The 19,544-nt window shown below is 39.1% G+C and carries 15 protein-coding genes; 7 read left to right on the top strand and 8 right to left on the bottom strand.

Annotated features, from left to right (window positions below; translation table 11 throughout):
- Positions 1–31: 31 nt before the first annotated feature.
- From moaA to glp, 8 genes are all read right to left on the bottom strand, one after another.
- On the bottom strand, positions 32–1,039 hold the full coding sequence (gene moaA, locus ACN1CN_RS16250; protein WP_419136384.1) for a GTP 3',8-cyclase MoaA: 1,008 nt from the start codon (positions 1,037–1,039) through the stop codon (positions 32–34).
- Positions 1,026–1,940, bottom strand: a complete 915-nt coding sequence (moaCB, locus tag ACN1CN_RS16245) for a bifunctional molybdenum cofactor biosynthesis protein MoaC/MoaB (protein WP_419136383.1) — start codon at positions 1,938–1,940, stop codon at positions 1,026–1,028. Before moaCB ends, moaA begins: the two co-directional genes overlap by 14 nt.
- 9 nt (positions 1,941–1,949) lie before the next feature.
- Entirely contained in the window at positions 1,950–2,381 is a 432-nt protein-coding gene (locus tag ACN1CN_RS16240; protein ID WP_419136382.1) for a molybdenum cofactor biosynthesis protein MoaE, read from the bottom strand.
- 142 nt (positions 2,382–2,523) lie between these two features.
- A complete protein-coding gene (locus ACN1CN_RS16235; protein ID WP_264524645.1) occupies positions 2,524–2,760 on the bottom strand; it encodes a MoaD/ThiS family protein in 237 nt (78 codons plus the stop codon).
- A gap of 2 nt (positions 2,761–2,762) precedes the next feature.
- Positions 2,763–3,551: a uroporphyrinogen-III C-methyltransferase gene (cobA, locus tag ACN1CN_RS16230; RefSeq protein ID WP_419136381.1), complete on the bottom strand. Its 789-nt coding sequence runs from the start codon at positions 3,549–3,551 to the stop codon at positions 2,763–2,765.
- A 6-nt stretch (positions 3,552–3,557) separates the two neighbouring features.
- On the bottom strand, positions 3,558–4,130 hold the full coding sequence (locus ACN1CN_RS16225) for a molybdenum cofactor guanylyltransferase (RefSeq protein WP_419136380.1): 573 nt from the start codon (positions 4,128–4,130) through the stop codon (positions 3,558–3,560).
- Positions 4,131–4,291: 161 nt separating this feature from the next.
- Positions 4,292–5,038 carry a sulfite exporter TauE/SafE family protein gene (locus ACN1CN_RS16220; protein WP_419136379.1) on the bottom strand — a complete coding sequence of 249 codons (747 nt, stop codon included), beginning with the start codon at positions 5,036–5,038 and terminating at the stop codon, positions 4,292–4,294.
- Positions 5,039–5,283: 245 nt separating this feature from the next.
- The gene (glp, locus tag ACN1CN_RS16215) at positions 5,284–6,456 is read right to left on the bottom strand and encodes a gephyrin-like molybdotransferase Glp (protein WP_419136378.1); all 1,173 of its coding nucleotides are present in this window, start codon (positions 6,454–6,456) and stop codon (positions 5,284–5,286) included.
- Positions 6,457–7,586: 1,130 nt separating this feature from the next.
- On the opposite strand from glp, the gene ACN1CN_RS16210 reads away from it, so the two are divergent.
- From ACN1CN_RS16210 to ACN1CN_RS16180, 7 genes are all read left to right on the top strand, one after another.
- A complete protein-coding gene (locus ACN1CN_RS16210) occupies positions 7,587–10,718 on the top strand; it encodes a SusC/RagA family TonB-linked outer membrane protein (RefSeq protein ID WP_419136377.1) in 3,132 nt (1,043 codons plus the stop codon).
- Positions 10,719–10,733: 15 nt separating this feature from the next.
- Positions 10,734–12,206, top strand: a complete 1,473-nt coding sequence (locus tag ACN1CN_RS16205; RefSeq protein WP_419136376.1) for a RagB/SusD family nutrient uptake outer membrane protein — start codon at positions 10,734–10,736, stop codon at positions 12,204–12,206.
- A gap of 30 nt (positions 12,207–12,236) precedes the next feature.
- Positions 12,237–14,156, top strand: a complete 1,920-nt coding sequence (locus ACN1CN_RS16200; RefSeq protein ID WP_419136375.1) for an arylsulfatase — start codon at positions 12,237–12,239, stop codon at positions 14,154–14,156.
- 195 nt (positions 14,157–14,351) lie between these two features.
- A complete protein-coding gene (locus ACN1CN_RS16195) occupies positions 14,352–15,422 on the top strand; it encodes a sterol desaturase family protein (RefSeq protein WP_419136374.1) in 1,071 nt (356 codons plus the stop codon).
- A 5-nt stretch (positions 15,423–15,427) separates the two neighbouring features.
- A complete protein-coding gene (locus tag ACN1CN_RS16190) occupies positions 15,428–16,147 on the top strand; it encodes a thioredoxin domain-containing protein (protein ID WP_419136373.1) in 720 nt (239 codons plus the stop codon).
- A 169-nt stretch (positions 16,148–16,316) separates the two neighbouring features.
- Positions 16,317–17,579 (top strand): YeiH family protein, encoded by a 1,263-nt coding sequence (locus ACN1CN_RS16185; protein WP_419136372.1) that lies wholly within the window; start codon positions 16,317–16,319, stop codon positions 17,577–17,579.
- Between the two features lie 189 nt (positions 17,580–17,768).
- Positions 17,769–19,424, top strand: a complete 1,656-nt coding sequence (locus tag ACN1CN_RS16180; protein ID WP_419136371.1) for an arylsulfatase — start codon at positions 17,769–17,771, stop codon at positions 19,422–19,424.
- Positions 19,425–19,544: the final 120 nt, after the last annotated feature.

The following is a 19,544-nucleotide window of genomic DNA, read 5'->3' as shown; positions in this document are numbered from 1 at the left end:
GAAAGAAGGACCTTTTTAAATCACTCGTAATTTATCCCCCAATGGCGATCATGCTGCGGTTATCAAAATGTTTTGCAGGATCATTCATTTCATCCATCGTTACCATTCCGGCACGAACCTTCTTTTTACTTTGAACAGCTGCTGAAATGAGATCCGTTATCGGCAGACCGTTTCTAAAAGGGGTTAAAAGATCCGTTTCTGCATTAGAAAAAAGACAGTTTTTTATTTTTCCATCGGCGGTTAAGCGAATTCGGTTACAGCTGTCACAAAACGGATTTGTAATTGAACTTATAATTCCGAAATCTCCCTGAAAGTCTTTTATTTTATAGGTTCTCGCCGTAAAGTTTTCTTCGTCTTTGAGTTTTATAATTTCCTGTTTTGAAAAACCATTCCCTACCCAGGAAAGAATCTCCTTTTGCGAAACCATTCTGCTCCTGTCCCACTCATTTCCCGCAAACGGCATAAACTCAATAAATCGCACCGAAATGGGCAAAAAACGGGTTAGTTTAATAAAATCAACAATTTCGTTATCATTAAAACCTTTTATTAAAACGACATTTACTTTTACCTGAAAATCATGATTCAAAAGTAAATGCAGATTGTCGACAACTTTGTCAAACTGATTTCTAAGCGTTATCGAATGAAATTTCGACGCAACCAGCGTATCCAGACTTAAGTTGATCTTTTTAATATTAAACTGCTTTAAAACCTCGATATGGCGGTCGATCAAAATTCCGTTTGTAGTCATCGAAACCGAAATATCAAGAGCAGCCAGTTTTGAAATGATTTCCGGAAAATCTTTTCGCAAAAGCGGTTCACCGCCTGTTAATCGTATTTTATCAACACCCTGTTGCACGAAAGTCTGAGCAATACCAAAAATCTCATCGGCAGTCATTAAACTGGCTTTTGGAGACAGTGCGATACCATCTGCCGGCATGCAATACGTACAACGCAGATTGCATTTTTCCAGCAGCGAAATGCGCAGATAATTGTGTCTGCGTCCAAAACCATCCGTCAAACTAGTGTTAAAGGCTGTCATGATTTTTACCTTTTAAAACATGAAAAACATGCATCACATGCGGAAAAACCGCATCCATAGACTCTCTTGCTCCGTTGGTCGAACCCGGCAAAGCCAAAACTAAACTCTTGCCCAAAGTTCCGGCTACGCTTCTGGACAACATCGCATAAGGCATTCTCTGCTGTCCATAGTCCCGAATCGCTTCCTCAATTCCGGGAATTCTGCTTTCTAAAATTGGCGCTAAAGCTTCCGGTGTAACATCTCGTGGAGACAAACCCGTACCACCCGTAAAAATCACCAATTGGTGTTCTTTGGCAAACGTTTTTGTTCTTTCCTGAATAATAGCAAGTTCGTCAGGAATAATTTCATAATGCGGCGTCTCAACTCCATACGAATTTAATTTTTCGACTATAACTTTTCCCGAACGATCTTCCTTATCACCCGCAAAAATAGAATCAGAACAAACAAAAACAGCCGCTTTTATTGCATTCGGAAATTTATTTTTAAAAGACGTTTTTCCGCCTTCTTTCTCAATCAATTTTATGGTCGAAATTTCGATTTCTTTATCAATCGGTTTCAACATATCGTACATGGTAAGGGCTACAATTGATGCTCCATGCATCGCCTCTACCTCAACACCGGTTTTATAAACGGTTTTTACCGTAAAAATGATCTGAATCTCCAGGCCTTCTATTTTATATTCCACCGAAGTAAATTCAATCGGAATCGGATGGCAATCCGGAATCGATAAATGCGTGTTCTTAACCGCAAACAATCCCGCCGTTTTTGCCATTTCGAGTACGTTTCCTTTGGGCACTAAATTATGGGTCACAGCGTCAATTGTTTCTTGTTTACTAACTTTTACAATTGCGGTGGCGGTTGCTTTTCTTAAGGTGCTTATTTTATGCGTAATATCTACCATTGTATCTTATTAGGAATTCTGTTTCCAGGTGAAGGTATCGTTTTCAAACATTTCTTTCCCAAAGATGGGTACATCGGTTTTGACCCAGTTTACAATAGCCTCTGTTGCTTCATAAACTTGTTTGCGTCGTGCTGCCGAAACAAAGACAAACAAACAAATTTCGCCCGCTTTTACAACGCCCAAACTGTGGTAAATGTGCATACAAGTCAAATCAAATTTAGCAAACGCTCTTTCGCGAATGGTGTGCAAGGCTTCGTTGGCCATATCCGTATAAGCCGAATAATCGATAGCCACAACGGTATTATTATGAATGACATCGGCACGAACTTGTCCTAAAAAAATATTGTGCGCCCCAATCGTGTGTTTGGACTGGTGTTTTGCGATCGACTCGGCTATAAATTCAGGACTGATTGGCCCTTCTACAAATACATTTTTACTCATTACTTCTATTTTTTTTGCCACAGATTAAAAAGATTTTTCTTTGGCCACGAATTCTATTTCTAATTCAAAAAAATAACTCGTGAATTCGGGACCAATAAATCTGTATGTTTTTTTACTTCTTTACAGACGCTCTGTTTTTTGATTATCCTCCTGCAAATGGCGGCAATAAAGCAACCACATCATTCGTCTGCAACGTACAGTCTACGGTTTTTGAAACTATTTTTTGATTTACCGCTACGCTGAAAACAAGCGAATCAAATTGGTATTTCTGGTCTAAATCACGCAATAGTTCCTGCAGTGACACTTCAGAAAAAGCTACTTTTTCAAGTTCACATTGGGTTCTTTCGGCAACAGCTCCAAAATATTTAATCTCAATCATTTTTATAAATTTAAATTCTGAAAAATAAACTCATCTTCAAAATGTTCCTGAAAATAAGAAATCCAGCTTGACGTATTTTTCACTACTTCGCCAATGACAATAATAGCCGGCGATGTTATATTTTTTTCAGCAACCAATTTAGCAATTGAACCAATAGTTCCAATCACTTTTTGCTCTGTTTTTTTCGTTCCGTTTTGAATAATGGCAATTGGAAGATTGTCGGTTCTGTTCTGCTGATAAATAGCAATGATCTCTTCTAATTTGTGCATTCCCATCAAAATAATTACGGTCGCATCCGATTTAGAGGCCAGATGAATATCTTTCGACAGCTTATGATCTGAGGTTGTTCCGGTAATGACCCAAAAACTTTCCGCCACTTTGCGCTGTGTAATACTAATTCCAGCCGAGGCAGGAACTCCCAACGCAGATGAAATTCCGGGAACAATTGCCGTTTCGATTCCAAATTGTTCTGCAAATTCAATTTCTTCACTCCCTCTTCCAAAAACAAACGGATCGCCTCCTTTTAACCGAACCACATGTCCGTGCCGCTTTGCCATTGACACGATCAGTTCGTTGATCTGATCCTGCGTGTAAGCATGGCAGCCCAGTCGTTTTCCCACAAAAATAATTTCGGCATTTGCTGCATAAGCTAACAATTCTTCATTGACCAAAGCGTCATACAAAACCACATCGACCTGCTCTAAAACCTTTATGGCTTTCATCGTAATCAGTTCAGCATCACCCGGTCCTGCGCCTACAATCGTTAGTTTTGGTATTCTTAAGCTTTGCATAATCTTCTAACTTAAATTAGCATTCAAATCATTTAATTCATCAGCCGAATTAATATTGGTTAAAGGAATGATCTCACTTTCATCCAGATTAATAATCTGATGCGGTATTCCGGCCAGTAAATCCATCATTTTTAGTACGTCCGAATCAATAGCCTTTTTGATAAAAGGGATCATCTTTTTGGAATAAATTCCGATCAGTGGGTGCATTCGGCTCTCCGAAGCAAAAACGGTAATTCCTGCCTCTTCCGTATGTTTTGAGAGTAACTCCTGTAACAATTCTGTTGAAATTAACGGAATATCACAGCTCAAAATCAGGTTAAATTCGGTTTCAGACTGTAATAAAGCAGTGTAAATCCCTCCCAACGGCCCTTTGTCTGCAATAACATCGGGTATTTTTTGATACGGGAGATAATCATACTCTTTTGATGCAGTAACCAGTCTTACTTCTGCTGTAACAGGCAAAATCGCACTGATGATGTGCTCTATAAAAGGCTTTCCCCGAAACAAAACCAATCCTTTCTCTGACTGCATCCGGGAACTTTTTCCTCCACAAAGAATAAATGCTGTTAGTGTTTCCATTGTTTTTAGTTTTTGTTTCAGGTTTTTCTTGTTTCAGGTTTCAGGTTTTCTTTGTTTCAGGTTTTCTTTGTTTCAGGTTTCAAGTTTCAGGTTGAAAGGAGAGAAAATTTAACTTTAAAGGATAGACCTTACATTCCTACTCTCTTTTTATTATTCCATTATTAAGGAAAAATCAATTTGACGCTTGCCATTAAAATTACGGTTCCTAAAACTATTTTCAGCGTTTTGTTTGAGAAATAACCACTTCCGTAAAATCCTCCCAATACTCCTCCTACAACTGCAATCGGAACTAAATAAAAACTTTCGACAGGGATTGTTTTTCCGCCCATAAAAAAACCTAACATTCCCGCAAAAGAATTCACAAATATGAATAAACTCGAAATGGCCGCTGATTCTTTTACAGACGCCCATCCCAAAAACAATAATATTGGACTTAAAATTATACCTCCGCCTATTCCCAACATTCCGGATAATAATCCGATCGCAAAACCAATTGTTAAGGCAAACGGCAGGTTGATTTTAACAGCCTCTTTTTCTTTAAAATTAAAAACTCCAAACAGCCTTAACGCTGCAAAAACCAGGACTACTCCTAAAACTGCTTTATAAATACTGTTATCTAATGTGACAAATCCACCTATAAATGCTGCTGGAATTGACGCGATTGCAAAGGGATAAAACAATTTTGGCCTGAAATAATTCATCCGATAATAAAAGAAAAACGAAATACTGGATACAAATAAATTCAGCAACAAAGCCGAAGGTTTCATCACCGCCACCGGAAAAGCAAAAATGGTCATCAAAGCCAAATATCCCGATGCTCCTCCATGTCCCACACTAGAATATAAAAATGCAATAACAATTAATGCAAAACTAAATAGCAATAGGTTTTCGGAACTTAATAGGGTCATTTTTTTATTGTTTAATCGTTTGGTTGTTTAACTGTTTATTTGTTTCAGGTTTCAGGTTTCAGGTTTCAAGTTTCAGGTTTGCTCCTCAACATCGTTTTATTTATATACAGTTTCTCTTTCTTCTAGCATCTTTCTTCTACAATATAGTTTCAAGTTTGCTCCTCAATATCGTTTTATTTACATACAGCTTCTCTTTCTTCTAGCACCTTTCTTCTACAATCTAAAATCTACAATCTAAAACTCCTCTAATCAATCGGCAATACAGTCACTAAAGTTCCTTTTTCATAGGCTTCAACATCCTCGGGAACGATTAGCAAACCGTTGGCAACGGCAAATGTATTGAGCATTGCGGAGCTTTGTCCGTCCAAGACTGTGACATTTGTTTCGTCGTATCTTGCCTTTAAGAATAATGTTTTGCCTGTATCGTTTTTAACATCCGAATTTAGCGTTCGGACTATTTTTGTTCTGTGAATTTCAGAAAGCCCAATTCTGTTTCTGATGGCCGGATAAACATAGATATAAAAATTAGTCAGGGATGAAGCCGGATTTCCGGGTAAAGCAAAAACTAAGGTTCCATTTTTTGACCCAAAAAACATAGGTTTGCCCGGTTTTTGGTTGATTTTATAAAAATGTTCATTGACATCATTGTGCAATAAAGCTTCTTTGACAAAATCATAATCTCCTACCGAAATTCCGCCAGAAACTAAAACAATATCATATTTTTTTAAAATCTCTTTTAATGACTTTTTTGTAGCTTTCAGATCGTCTTTTACGCGATAGACTTTTGTTTTGCTTATTCCTGCCGTTTCAAGAGCAGCCTGAAGCATAACCGAATTACTTTCGTAAATTTTTCCTTTTTTTAGTTTTTCACCAGGTTTTACTAATTCATTTCCTGTTACCAAAATAGCCACTTTCGGTTTTTTGTACACTTCAATTTCTGTGATTCCTAAACTCGCCAAAAAACCAATTGCCGCAGGAGTTATTAAAGTTCCTGCCTCAAAAACAACATTATCTTTAGCAATTTGTTCTCCTTTTAAGCGAACATTTGTGCCTTTTGAAGGCATGACAGCAATCAAAATAGAATCTTTATTGGCGATCACATGCTCCTGCATTACTACCGTATCTGCATTATCGGGTACAAAAGCACCGGTAAAGATTCGGACTGCTTCATTGGCCTTTAGTTTCAAATTGGAATGATCGCCCGCCTGAGAAGTACTTACGATATCGTACTGATGTTTTATACTGTGAATAAAAGCATAACCATCCATCGCCGATTGACGAAACGGCGGCATATCGATTGGCGAAATCACCTTATTGGCCAAAACATAACCCAATGCTTTGAGTATTGCTATTCGTTTCGTAGGCATTTTGACACAGTTCGCTTCAACTCTTTGTAATGCTTCTTCAACTTTAATCATAACGGTTGTTTTTTAAGCAAAAAACACTTTTTGTAAAAACATTAATTTTTACTTCTCTAAGTCTCTCTTATCACTTTTTTAAGAATATAAATTTAGCTTAATTCTTTGGATTACTCCCCGAAAAAATCAAATAGCTTTTTAGGATCAGAGGTTTTGGTTTCTTTATTCCGTAAATTTCCTTTCAGACGATCCTACAACCTATAAAATTACGCACAACTTAACACACAAACAACTAATTCACAATACTTTAATCAATTTCTCTACTTCATTATCCCATCTCAACCTAAAAATGCATTTGCCGACCATCATTCTTATAATAAAGTCGTACCTATAAAAGTTACGTTTTTAAAAAAAATCATCTTTTGGAGACTCCAATGACTTTTAGCTGACGTTTTTGCCTTATTTTAAAATGAGATAAGATCTTAAAAATTAGAAAATTAAGTATAAAGTACTACATTTTTTAATTGGAAAAATAGAAGCTTATACTTTTTTTTAACATCTTGCTCAAAAACATAATTCATTGAAAAACAAATAATTAACTTATTTTTACAGATAAAAAACATCTCAAAATTTTATCTTTTTCAAAAAAAAAGAAGCAAACTTTTGGTTTTTATTATATTAAAATTAACTTTGTCTATAGGATTAGTAGAGTTTAAAATAATATTTGAAACCAAAAAAATTATATTTTGAAAACAACCGAAAGCATATCGTATTACATTCTTCCTAAAAAATATACTTATAACACTTTTTGTTATATGTGCTTCTGTTGCTAAATCTCAGCCTTTTTTCGTTTGCATTCGATTCCTTTTTTGTACCGAATCATTTTAAAAACGAATTTTTAAATACACCACAAAATCTTTATTGAAATTTCCAAGTCGGTTTGATGCATTCATTTGTATCAAAAGGAGTACTGAAACTATACCTATACTTTAAAAAGAAAATAATTAACAACTAAAAAAAACAAAATGAAAAATATGCAAGGCTGTTGCTGTAAATAAAAAAAGCCATTTCTGCGGCAACAGAAATGGCGAGGCTTAAAGAACATTTATCACTAAATCAAGAATACCGTCAGAGAGTTGAAAATTCAACTTTCAGGGCTTCTTGTTAATTACTTAAACCAGTACAAAGAAATGAAAAAAAAATTAAAAATATACTCATTCCTGTTTCTCCTGCTGCTATCGGCAGGAATTAATGCCCAAAATACAACCCCACTTATACAATCGAAATTGGATGGAACAGTGGTAGACGACATCACCAACCAGCCTATTATTGGCGCTTCTGTTGTTATTAAAGGAACTACACACGGTGTTCAGACGGACGCCGAAGGAAAATTTTACTTTCAAACCGGACAAAAATTCCCTTATACTTTAATCATAAGCTACATCGGATATAAAAAATTAGAAGTTGTAGTCGAAAAAAATCCAATTACCATTCATCTAAAAGAAGAACGTCAGGAACTGGACGAATTGGTGGTTGTTGGTTATGGTTCTCAAAAGAGAAAAGACATTACTGGTGCTGTGTCCTCTGTACCAAAGGCCAATTTAAGTCAGGTTACCTCATCGGCAGATAACTTACTGCGCGGTGCCATACCGGGGGTGGTAGTCACACAAAGTTCGGGACGTCCCGGAGCCTCTTCCAGTGTTCGTATCAGAGGAGGAAACTCTATTACGGCTGGTAACGAACCGCTTTATGTAGTGGACGGAATTTTAATCTACAACGACAATAACAACAGTACGGCAGGAGTATCTAACGCCGGAGCGACTGTCAATGTCCTTTCGACGATTAACCCGGGTGATATCGAATCTATTGAAGTACTGAAAGATGCCTCTGCAACTGCTATTTATGGCTCCCGTGGGGCAAATGGCGTGGTCATCATCACAACCAAAAAAGGAACAAAGGGTCAGGACAATATTTCGTATCAGGGTTATGTGGGGTTTCAGAATGTATCGAAAAAACTAAATTTAATGAACGCCAGTCAATGGGCAAGCCTGCGCAATGATGTTCAGGCCAGTATTGGTCAGGCTCCTTCTTTTACTGCTGCTCAGATCGAAGCTTTAAAAACTTCGGGAGGATACGACTGGCAATCGGCTGCTTTTAGAACGGCTGCACCCATTCAGAATCATCAATTGTCTTTTTCAGGTGGTGACGAGCGTTCCCGTTATGCCGTTTCAGCAGGTTATTTCCAGCAGGACGGAATTGTAATTGCCTCTGATTTCAAACGTATCTCGCTTCGAGTTAATTACGAAAGAAACTATTCTCAGAATTTTAAATTTGGAGTGAATGCCAACTACAGCAATTCGGTTGCAAATGGTATTGGTACCAATGGTGGTTCTTCTGCCGGAAGACAGCCTAATCCGCTAGTTGTCGCTTTATATCAGCCACCGGTAGTTCCGATTAAAAATGCCGACGGAAGCTATAACTTAACCAATAATCCTTATGCAACAGCGGTTAACGGAGTTATTGCCAATCCGATAAACGATCTTGTTAGCACCACCAATGAAACTAAAATCAACCGAATCCTGACCAGTTTATTTGGCGAATATAAAATCACCAAAAAACTAACCGCAAAAGTGGCTGTCAGCGGCGATGTGATCAATACCAAGCAAAATTACTATGCACCGGCAACTACCACTACAGGTGCAGGAACTAAAGGTTTTGGTTCGGTTGGAGACCGTTTAGTAAGTTCTGTACTGAATGAAAATACGTTGAATTACAACACTAATTTTGGTGAAAACCACAAATTTTCAGCCTTGGGTGGCTATACGCTTCAATATACACAAGGGGAAGTTGTAAATGCAGGAGCTCAATTTTTTGTTAATGACGCCAATACTTTCAACGCTTTGCAGGATGGTGTGCCGGTAAAACCGTATACCGATGCTTTCGAGAGTGTTTTAAAATCCTGGCTAACCAGAGTCAACTATTCGTATAAAGGAAAATACAATTTTACACTTTCTGCCCGTGCAGACGGATCTTCAAGATTTGGTTCGAAGTCACTTTGGGGGTATTTCCCATCAGCAGGATTTTCGTGGAATATTACCGATGAATCATTTGCAAGCAACATCAAAGGCGTAACCGAAGCCAAGTTAAGAATAACTGCCGGAACAACCGGTAATCAGGAAATTGGGAATTACCTTTCCCTTGCACAAATGGCCTCTGTTAACTACGCTTTCGGAGGAACGCTGCAAACGGGTCTAGCCCCAACCCGACTGGCCAATCCGGATCTGAAATGGGAAAAAACAAATCAATACAATGTTGGATTGGATTTGTCCTTGTTAGACCGTAAAATCAATTTTGTTTTTGATGTGTACTACAAAAAAACAAACGATTTGTTGATCAACGTACCGATTCCGTTGACTTCAGGATATGCAACGGTGCTTCAAAACATTGGAGGGGTTGAAAACAAAGGGGTTGAAATTGGTTTGATCACTGAAAATCTAAAAACAGAAAACTTTTCATGGAATTCCAACATCGTTTTCTCTGCCAATAAAAACAAAGTCGTTTCTATAGGAAATGGAGTCGATCAGTTTTTCCCTGTAGTACCAAACGGTTCTTTACTACAGCAACAACCCGTAACGGTAAAAGTAGGATTGCCATTGGGAACTTTTTGGGGGTACAAAACCAACGGTATTTTTCAGACGCAGGAAGAAGTAAACACTCAGCCCAAAATAAACAGTTTGGCCAACACAAAAATTGGAGACCGAAGATATGTGGATACAAATGGAGATGGAGTAATTACAGCTCTGGACAAAGGCAATCTTGGAAGCTCACAACCTAAGTTTGTGGGAAGTTTTAGCAACACGGTTTCGTATCGTGACTTTGATCTTAACTTTTCTTTCCAGGGATCATATGGCGGTAAAGTATTCAATGCTTTAAATCAACAATTGGAAATTTCTACCCTTGGTACCAATGCCAATGTTACGCTGGAAGATCGCTGGACCCCAACAAATCCAAGCAACGAGGTTCCTAGAGCTACAAGTTCTCCACTGGGAATTGTTTCAGAACGTTATGTGGAAGATGCTTCTTTCCTGAGATTAAAATTAATCACCTTAGGCTATACTTTACCCAAAAGCCTTTCAAAAAGACTGGGAGCAAAAAGTATCAAATTTTATGTCTCTGCCGAGAACCTAATCACATGGACAAAATACACAGGATATGATCCTGAGGTAAGTTCCTACGAACAAAACAACTTATATCCGGGAATTGATTTTGGTTCATATCCAAATTCAAAAACATTCATCTCCGGCCTGAACGTAACTTTCTAAGTAAAAAAATATAACATGAAAAAGATAATTCTAACATTTCTATTAAGTGCCGGACTATTGGTATCCTGCACCGATTTAGAGGTCACACCTACCTCTTTTGTAACCGAAGACAACTACTTTAAAACCCAGGACGATGCCGTAGCAAGCGTAACAGCAGTCTATGCTTCACTAAGTCTTGATCCGGGAGAACAGAGTTTGTTTGGACGAAATTTATACTTCCTGACCGATATGGCTTCTGATTATGCTGCCGCGGGAGTTTCGGCAACCAATCCACAGGTTAGAGCTTTAAGCAGTTTAACGCATGACGCTACTTCCGATCGTGTTCAGGTAGCATGGCGCCAAATCTATGCCGGAATCAACAGAGCCAATGTAGCGATCGATAACATTCCAAAAGTAGTTGGCTCGGATGCTGTTAAAAGCAGATTGATTCTCGAAGCCAAATTCATACGAGGGTTGCTGTATTTTCAGGCCGTACGACTTTGGGGCGGAGTTCCGATTGTTTTACACGAACCTACTTCGATTCAGTTAGAGAGTTTAAAATCGAAAAGAGCGACGGTACAGGAAGTTTACACTCAGATTATTTCAGATTTAAAAGAAGCCGAATCGCTGCCGCCGACTTATGCTGCAACAGATGCGGGGCGTGCTACATCGGGAGCTGCAAAAGCCATTCTAACAAAGGTTTACCTTACCAGAAAAGACTATCCAAATGCGATTTTAAAAGCCCGAGAAGTCATTAACGGTGGATATGGATATGCCCTTTTTGAAAATTTCCAGGATATTTTCACCAAAACCAAAAAGAACGGAAAGGAACATATATTCTCGGTTCAGTTTGAGCCTAATCAGGCCGGAAACGGATCCAGTGGAAGTACTTTTCAGGCCACTTCTTTTACCGGATTTACCGCCACAGAACCTGCTGATATTATTTCGGATGTCGCTTTGTTCTACGACATTTATGCCGCCGGAGATACTAGACGCGATGTAAGTTACGCCAAGCAGTTACCAATTCCGGGTACTGCAAACGTTTATACGTTTCCGAAACCAATCTTCAAAAAATACCTCGATTTAACCAATCTGGCTACCCCGTCTAACGTCGCCATCAATTTTCCGGTGATTCGTTATGCCGACATTTTACTGTCGTTAGCAGAAGCGATAAACGAACAGGGGCCACCCACTCCTGAAGCCTATGAGTTAATCAATCAGGTAAGAAGGAGAGCTTTTGGAAAACCCATCAACACACCTGATGCAACGGTAGATTTAGTCGGATTGACGCAAACAACGTTTAGAGCAGCGCTGCAGGAAGAACGCAAAAAAGAATTTGTTCAGGAAGGACAACGCTGGTTTGATTTGGTTCGTTGGGGAACTTTGGTTACCGAAGTCAAAAAAGTACTGGCGAAAAATTCCGTTTCCGAACGAAATAATTTATACCCAATTCCGCAAAGCGAAAGAAATATTGATCCTGTTGGATTACCACAAAACCCCGGATATTAATTCAAACCACAACTATAAAACGAATAAATTATGAAAAATTTCAAATACCCTCGTAAAATTGAGAGTCCGAAAAAAGGACTCTTAATCACTGCGCTGCTTGTCGCACAATTGAGTTTTGCACAAAACAATCCGAATCCTGATTTTAAAGGTGTTGTCGGAAAAACACTGGCCGATTCAAAAGAATATTGGCCCGATCCTGTGAAAGCCCCGGCAGACGCACCAAATATTGTCTGGATTCTACTGGATGATGTTGGTTTTGGAGCTTCAAGCGCTTTTGGAGGTTTAATTCAGACACCAACTTTTGATGATCTGGCCAACAATGGTCTACGTTACACCAATTTTCACACCACTGCTATTTGTGCCCCTACCCGCGCCGCTCTTTTAACCGGAAGAAATTCAGGAAAAGTACACGTAAGCGGATTTTCACATACCGTTTTGTCGGCAGGTTTCCCGGGTTGGGATGGAAGAATCCCGTCGGATAAAGGTACCATTGCCGAAATTTTAAGAGACAAAGGATATAATACTTTTGCAGTAGGAAAATACGGTTTGACTCCTGATGAAGAAGCGACCGATGCAGGACCTTTTGACAGATGGCCTACCGGAAAAGGATTCGAACACTTTTTTGGTTTCTTAGGATCTCAAACCGATCAGTATAAACCTGATTTGGTAGAAGACAACGCACATGTTGCGCCTGACGGAAGACATTTAACCGATCAGATTACGGATAAAGCCATCAGTTATATTACCAAACAGCATAAAGCTGCACCCAACAAACCTTTCTTTTTGTACTATGCCCCGGGAGCGGTTCACGCACCGCATCAGGTGGCAGAATCGTGGAGCGATCCGTACAAAGGAAAATTTGATGAAGGCTGGGATGCGTATCGCGAGAAAGTACTGGCCAACCAGAAAAAACTGGGCGTAGTTCCTGTTAATGCTATCTTACCGGAACGCAATCCGCTGATTGCCGACTGGAAAAAACTAACACCCGATCAAAAGAAAGTCTACGCCAGATTCATGGAAGTGTATGCCGGATACCTTACCTATACCGATCACGAAATTGGACGAATCGTAGCGCATTTGAAACAAACCAATCAGCTGGAGAATACTTTAATTTTTGTTGCAATTGGCGACAATGGTGCGAGTAAAGAAGGTACTACACAGGGTACAATCAATCAGAGTTTGTTTGCTCAGGGCGGATCTGACGAAGAAAATCTACAGAAAAATCTAAACAATATTGGAGAAATCGGAACTTCAAAAGGATTGAACACCAACTATCCACTGGGATGGGCTCAGGCCACAAATGTTCCTTTTAAAAACTGGAAACAAGATGCACAATCGGAAGGGGGAACGCGTAATCCGTTGATTGTTTTTTATCCAAAGGGAATTAAAGACAAAGGCGGAATCAGAAATCAGTACAGCCACGTAACCGATTTATTGCCAACTACTTTAGACATTGCAGGAATTAAAGCTCCGGAATATATCAGAGAAATAAAACAGGATGCGCTTCAGGGGTCTACCTTCTACGCTTCACTAAACGATGCCAAGGCACCCTCTTTACACACCGTTCAATACTACTATATTTTTGGAAACAGAGCCATTTACAAAGATGGATGGAAAGCGGGAGCAGCACACCTTCCGGATTCTTTTGCTGTAAAAAAATCTTTAGGTAAAAACGAAAAACCTGCTGAAAGCAATTTTGATGCCGATGTATGGGAACTGTATAACCTGAACGAAGATTTCAACGAACGTAATAACCTCGCTAAAAAATACCCTGAAAAATTGGCTGAACTAAAAAAACTGTTTGATGAACAAGCCAAAGAAAACAATGTTTATCCGCTGATCGACTGGCAGGATGTGTACAACAGAAGAATACACAACACTACAGCCGACAAAGGTAAAACACTGCAAGACCTTATTCAGCAAGCTACCAGACCGGGAAATTCTAAATAAGTAATCCATTAGCGATTCAGGTCTTTTGACAACGTTCTAAAAACCTGAATCGCTTTTAATTCCATCATTATGAAAAAAACAGATTTTGAAATTATAGGAAAAAAAATCATCGTGGGAGCGATTATTTTTTTAGTTCCGCTAATTATTCTGGCGGGAGGTTTAACATTAATTAATAACTTTTTAAAATAAGAAATCATGGCAACAATAGCTTATAATTCAAAGAGCAAACTTACCAGAGATTTAAGCATTAGTCTCCTTATTTATGCACTGCCTGTCGTGGCAATTTTTCTTTATTTCAAATTGACGAATGGTTTAGTAACGGAATCTCATCTTACCTTACCGTCATTTTTAGAATTTGCAAAACCCGCTTTCGAAAACATTAGAACCTGGGGCTTAACTGCTTTTATGCTAATCCTGGGCGTTATCGAATTTACAGCAGGTTTGTACGATGACCAATGGACGGGCGAAGAACGCAAAGTCGATATCGTTTGTTTTCTGGCTCCCAAATTGCTTTTGCCACCCGTAATTGCTTTTTTTAGTCTGACTGCATTGCCGTATTTAATTCCTAATCTTGCCAACTCGCTTTCGTGGGTTCCGTTTTGGGGAGGCTTTTTCCTTATCGCAATAGCCGACGATTTAACACAATACTGGTACCACCGTTTGCACCACCAAGTTCCTTTTTTATGGCGTTTTCATCGAACGCACCACTCGGCACCCTACATGGGAATGGCAATGGCATCCAGACAAAATTTTATTTATACGATTTTCTTTTCTCAAATTTACTTAACCGCAACTTTAACCTTTTTAGGATTAGGATTGCCGGCTTTGTTTGTACTGGTCATCAAAAGCTTCATTACTTTAGGGGCGCACTCCAGCATTGCCTGGGACAAACCCTTTTACAAATACAAAGTTTTACATCCAATTGCATGGGTTTTAGAACGTTTAATTTCGACGCCTGCAACCCATCACGCGCACCACGCCGACACCAGCGGAGACGGCGTTGGACATTTTAAAGGCAATTTTGGAAATATGTTTTTCATCTGGGACATCATTTTCGGAACAGGCTTAATCACCCGCAAATTCCCAAAATCATACGGAATGAAATCGTACAAACAAGAAGAATGGTACGCACAGTTTCTTTGGCCAATTTTCAAATCCAAAAAAGAAGGAAGTGCTTTGGCCGAAGGAGTACTAGCCGTTCCTATTCGACAAAAAGTAGAAAATACCATTCCAAATCCGGCTTACTACGAGCAGGTTCAATCTTAAAGATCATGCAAAAAAATAAGATCCTCCAAAACAGTATTGCCATCGTAATACTGTTTTTATCCGGAATTGGCTTTGCGCAGCAAAAAGCATCCAACACTGTTTCTTTAGACGTTTTTTATGCTAAAATTCAAAGCGAGAAAAAGCCCCAGATCATTGACGCCCGTAGTCCCGAAGAATTTGCATTAAACCATATCAATGGCGCTCAAAATTTTAATCTGGAATCAAAAGATTATGCCAAACGTGTTGCTGCCTTAGATAAAACGAGACCTGTTTTTACCTATTCTATTGGAGCCGGAAGAAGTGTCTGGCTTGCCGACGAGTTGCTCAAAAATGGTTTTAAAGAAGCCTACAGTTTAGAGGGCGGAATTGCCAATTGGATTGGAAACGGAAAACCCTTTTATTCCAATTCAAAAAGTAAACTAACCTTAGCCGAATACAATAAAATTATAGCTGAAAACAATGACGTTCTCGTTGATATTGGTTCTGTTTACTGTGGTGCCTGCAAAAAAGTAAAACCGGTTTTAGAAACCATCAGAGCACAATACGGCACTAATTTAAAAATCATCGAAATTGATCTGGAAGACAGTCCGCAGGTAATTGCCGATTTAAAAACCGTAAAAGTATTCCCGACTTTGATTTTATACAAAAAAGGAAAAATTGTCTTCAAAAAAGAAGGTCTGGGTGATTTAAAAAATGATGTTGATGTCGCTTTGGCTTCGAAATAAAAACCGCTAAATAATCGAATACAAACCAAACCCGACAGGTTTTTGAAACCTGTCGGGTTTAATTCGGCTTGCGTTTAAGAAATAAACATTCTCCTCTACAAAATAATCAACACAAACCCGACAGGTTTCAAAAACCTGTCGGGTTTAATACAGTAAAACAACCCATAAAATGGCATCCCAAACCAAACAATTTACCCTTCACGAAGACTGGACCGTCGTAGTCCTTGGGTTTATCATCATCGGAATTTCCCTTTTTGTTTTTCTTCCTGAAATCCCTGTTTTCAAATGGTCCACCGGAACAGATTTACTAACGGAAGTATTTAATTCCGGAAATCTGAAAATCCTTGGTTTACAATTTATATATCTGATTGCGATTGGAACACTTGGTGTTTTGTTAATTGGAAAATCGGTCAAAAATTTTCTACTGGGGTTCCCCATAGTATATCTTTTAACCCTTTTAGCGCTGATTATCTCTGGAAACACAACTGTAAAAGGACTCAACCTCGAAGCGGTCATTTTCAGTTTAATCATAGGTTTATGTATTGGCAATTTTTTCCAACTGCCTCGTTGGTTCCGTTCGGCACTTTCGACAGAAGTTTTTGTCAAAATCGGATTGGTTTTACTGGGAACCACGGTTATTTTTTCAGACATTCTAAAAGCCGGTTCCCTCGGGCTTCTTCAGGCATTGGCAGTAGTGCTATCGGTTTGGTACTTTGCCTTTTGGCTGTGTAAAAAACTAAAAGTCGACGATGAGTTAACGCTGATGATCTCGAGTGCTGTTTCGATCTGTGGCGTTTCTGCTGCGATTGCCACATCGGGTGCTATTAAAGGCGACTCTAAAAAACTATCTTATGTAATTTCTGTCGTTTTGGTAACCGCCATTCCCATGATGATTTTCATGCCTGTAATTGCCCAGTATTTCAATTTCCCCGAAGAAGTAACCGGAGCCTGGCTGGGCGGCAGTATTGATACCTCGGGCGCTGTTGTGGCTTCCGGTTCATTAGTAGGCGAAACGGCTTTGAAAATTAGTACGATTGTCAAATTTTCTCAAAATGTATTGTTAGGACTGGCGGCTTTTGCCATATCGGTTTATTGGACCTACACCCACAACAAATCAGCCGAAGCCGTTGCCTCAAAACCTACTTTAGCGGTGATCTGGGAACGTTTCCCGAAATTCGTCATCGGTTTTATTGCCGCTTCACTCCTCTTTTCTTTCCTGCTGACGGCAGAAGTCAGAGATGAAGTAAAAGACAGTTTAAAAAACCTGCAGACGATCTGGTTTGCATTGGCTTTTACCAGTATCGGACTAGAAACCCGCTTTAAAGATTTATGGAATCATAGCAGTCGAAAACCACTGTACGCCTTTTTAATCGCGCAATTATTCAATATCATTATCACACTGATCATTGCTTTTTTACTGTTTGACAAATAACAATCGGAATCCTTTGTTACCTCATCAAAACGGGGCTTGTTGCACCCCAAAACATTCCACAAAAAATAAAAAACGTAGTTATCTAAAAAAATCATAAATTTCTATCTTTATTAAAGACTATCTTCCTATGTGTCAGCCCTATTCCACGAAATACAAAACCAACCTCAGCAACTCACAACATGAATTAAAATGAAAAAGACACTTCTCACACTAAACCTACTGTTTTCGGCCGTACTTTTAGTTTCTGCACAAAATAAAACGACTGCCGATTCTTCAAAACCAAACATCATTTTGATTATGGTGGATGATATGGGCTATTCTGATTTAGGCAATTACGGCTCCGAAATTAAAACCCCGAATCTCGACAAACTGGCGAGTGAAGGTTTGCGCCTGCGCGAATTTTACAACAACTCTATTTGCGCACCCACCAGAGCCTCTTTGTTAACAGGACAATACCAGCATAAGGCCGGAATGGGATTTTTTGATATCAACCTCGGACTTCCCGCTTATCAGGGGTACTTAAACAAAGAATCTTTAACATTGGGCGAAGTTTTCCGTTCCGGAGGTTACAGCACTTTGCTTTCGGGAAAATGGCATGTAGGCTCACTAGATCAGTCGCAATGGCCCAATCAAAGAGGCTTTGACAAGTTTTACGGAATCTTAAAAGGAGCTTCCAGTTATTTTGACGCCAAACCTTTGCCTTTTGGAAAAACACCTTATCCGGTAAAATTGCTTCTCAACAATGAAGAGCTGCACCCAAAAGACGATTCGTATTATTTTACAGACGAGATCGGAAACAATGCCGTGACTTTCCTTGACGAACAAAACAAAGAAAACAAACCATTCTTCCTGTATTTGGCCTTCACGGCACCACACTGGCCATTGCAGGCAAAACCGGTAGACATTGCCAAATACAAAGGTAAATTTGACGAAGGCTGGGATGTTCTAAGAGAAAAAAGAATCGAAAAACTAAAAGCAAACGGTATTTTACCCGCCAATCAAACCGTATCGTCAAGAGACCCCGAAGTTCCGGAATGGAACAAACTGACCTATGATGAGAAACAATTCTGGAAAGCCAAAATGGAGGTCTACGCTGCTATGGTAGACAATATGGATCAAAATGTGGGCAAAGTTTTAAACAAACTAAAAGCATTAAAAAAAGACAAAAACACCCTCATTATTTTTATTTCAGACAATGGAGCTCAGGGAGGTTTTAATACCTACAACCCGTTAGGAAGAGGTTTGGTTCGAAATGATGGTCCAATTGGAACCTCGGGTTCCTTTGATTATCAGGAGCAAAACTGGGCCTACTTGTCTAACACCCCTTTGCAGCAATACAAAAACAACATGCACGAAGGCGGTTTCAGTTCTCCATTTATTGCCTGGTTCCCGTCCAAAATAAAAAGCGGACGAATTGATAAAGGAACCGGACATATTATTGATCTGGCTCCTACTTTTTATGAATTGGCTGGAATTGAATATCCAAAAGAATACAACGGTGTAAAAGCTAACCCCTTAGCAGGGAAAAGTCTGCTGCCTGTTTTATTTGATAATGCTCCGGAAGTCAGCAGAGGAACACCTTTATTTTGGGAAAGAGCCGGAAACAGAGCTGTACGCGATGGAAAATGGAAACTGGTTTCGACTTACCCTTCCTACGAATGGGAACTTTATAATATAGAAACAGACCGTGGAGAAACGACCAATGTAGCACAACAAAACCTCGATATCGTCAACAAACTGTCTGCTTCCTACTTTGATTGGGCCGATCAGACAGGAGTTGTAGAATACAGTAAATTCAAACTAAAACAGGAAGTTATGCCTGGCGGTGCTGCTTTAAAAAAATAAGTAAACCGTCTTTATACCTTCCATCAAACCTTTAAAAGACAGAAAAATAAGTACAAAAAAACGCGTACTTCTTTTTCTGTCTTTTTTTTTCAAAAATCACAAACAATTAACAACAAGCAA

The sequence above is a fragment of the Flavobacterium sp. T12S277 genome (genome assembly GCF_048514875.1).
Taxonomy (GTDB): Bacteria; Bacteroidota; Bacteroidia; order Flavobacteriales; family Flavobacteriaceae; genus Flavobacterium.
Note: the sequence above shows the minus strand (reverse complement) of the source record. Positions and strands in the feature narration are given on the sequence as shown.

Coding starts and splice junctions, on each gene's coding strand:
- ACN1CN_RS16220 (WP_419136379.1), bottom strand. CDS start 5,038: ATGACCCTATTAAGTTCCGAAAACCTATTGCTATTTAGTTTTGCATTA.
- ACN1CN_RS16235 (WP_264524645.1), bottom strand. CDS start 2,760: ATGATTGAGATTAAATATTTTGGAGCTGTTGCCGAAAGAACCCAATGT.
- moaA (WP_419136384.1), bottom strand. CDS start 1,039: ATGACAGCCTTTAACACTAGTTTGACGGATGGTTTTGGACGCAGACAC.
- ACN1CN_RS16190 (WP_419136373.1), top strand. CDS start 15,428: ATGCAAAAAAATAAGATCCTCCAAAACAGTATTGCCATCGTAATACTG.
- cobA (WP_419136381.1), bottom strand. CDS start 3,551: ATGCAAAGCTTAAGAATACCAAAACTAACGATTGTAGGCGCAGGACCG.
- ACN1CN_RS16185 (WP_419136372.1), top strand. CDS start 16,317: ATGGCATCCCAAACCAAACAATTTACCCTTCACGAAGACTGGACCGTC.
- ACN1CN_RS16210 (WP_419136377.1), top strand. CDS start 7,587: ATGAAAAAAAAATTAAAAATATACTCATTCCTGTTTCTCCTGCTGCTA.
- ACN1CN_RS16180 (WP_419136371.1), top strand. CDS start 17,769: ATGAAAAAGACACTTCTCACACTAAACCTACTGTTTTCGGCCGTACTT.
- ACN1CN_RS16205 (WP_419136376.1), top strand. CDS start 10,734: ATGAAAAAGATAATTCTAACATTTCTATTAAGTGCCGGACTATTGGTA.
- ACN1CN_RS16200 (WP_419136375.1), top strand. CDS start 12,237: ATGAAAAATTTCAAATACCCTCGTAAAATTGAGAGTCCGAAAAAAGGA.
- ACN1CN_RS16225 (WP_419136380.1), bottom strand. CDS start 4,130: ATGGAAACACTAACAGCATTTATTCTTTGTGGAGGAAAAAGTTCCCGG.
- ACN1CN_RS16240 (WP_419136382.1), bottom strand. CDS start 2,381: ATGAGTAAAAATGTATTTGTAGAAGGGCCAATCAGTCCTGAATTTATA.
- moaCB (WP_419136383.1), bottom strand. CDS start 1,940: ATGGTAGATATTACGCATAAAATAAGCACCTTAAGAAAAGCAACCGCC.
- ACN1CN_RS16195 (WP_419136374.1), top strand. CDS start 14,352: ATGGCAACAATAGCTTATAATTCAAAGAGCAAACTTACCAGAGATTTA.
- glp (WP_419136378.1), bottom strand. CDS start 6,456: ATGATTAAAGTTGAAGAAGCATTACAAAGAGTTGAAGCGAACTGTGTC.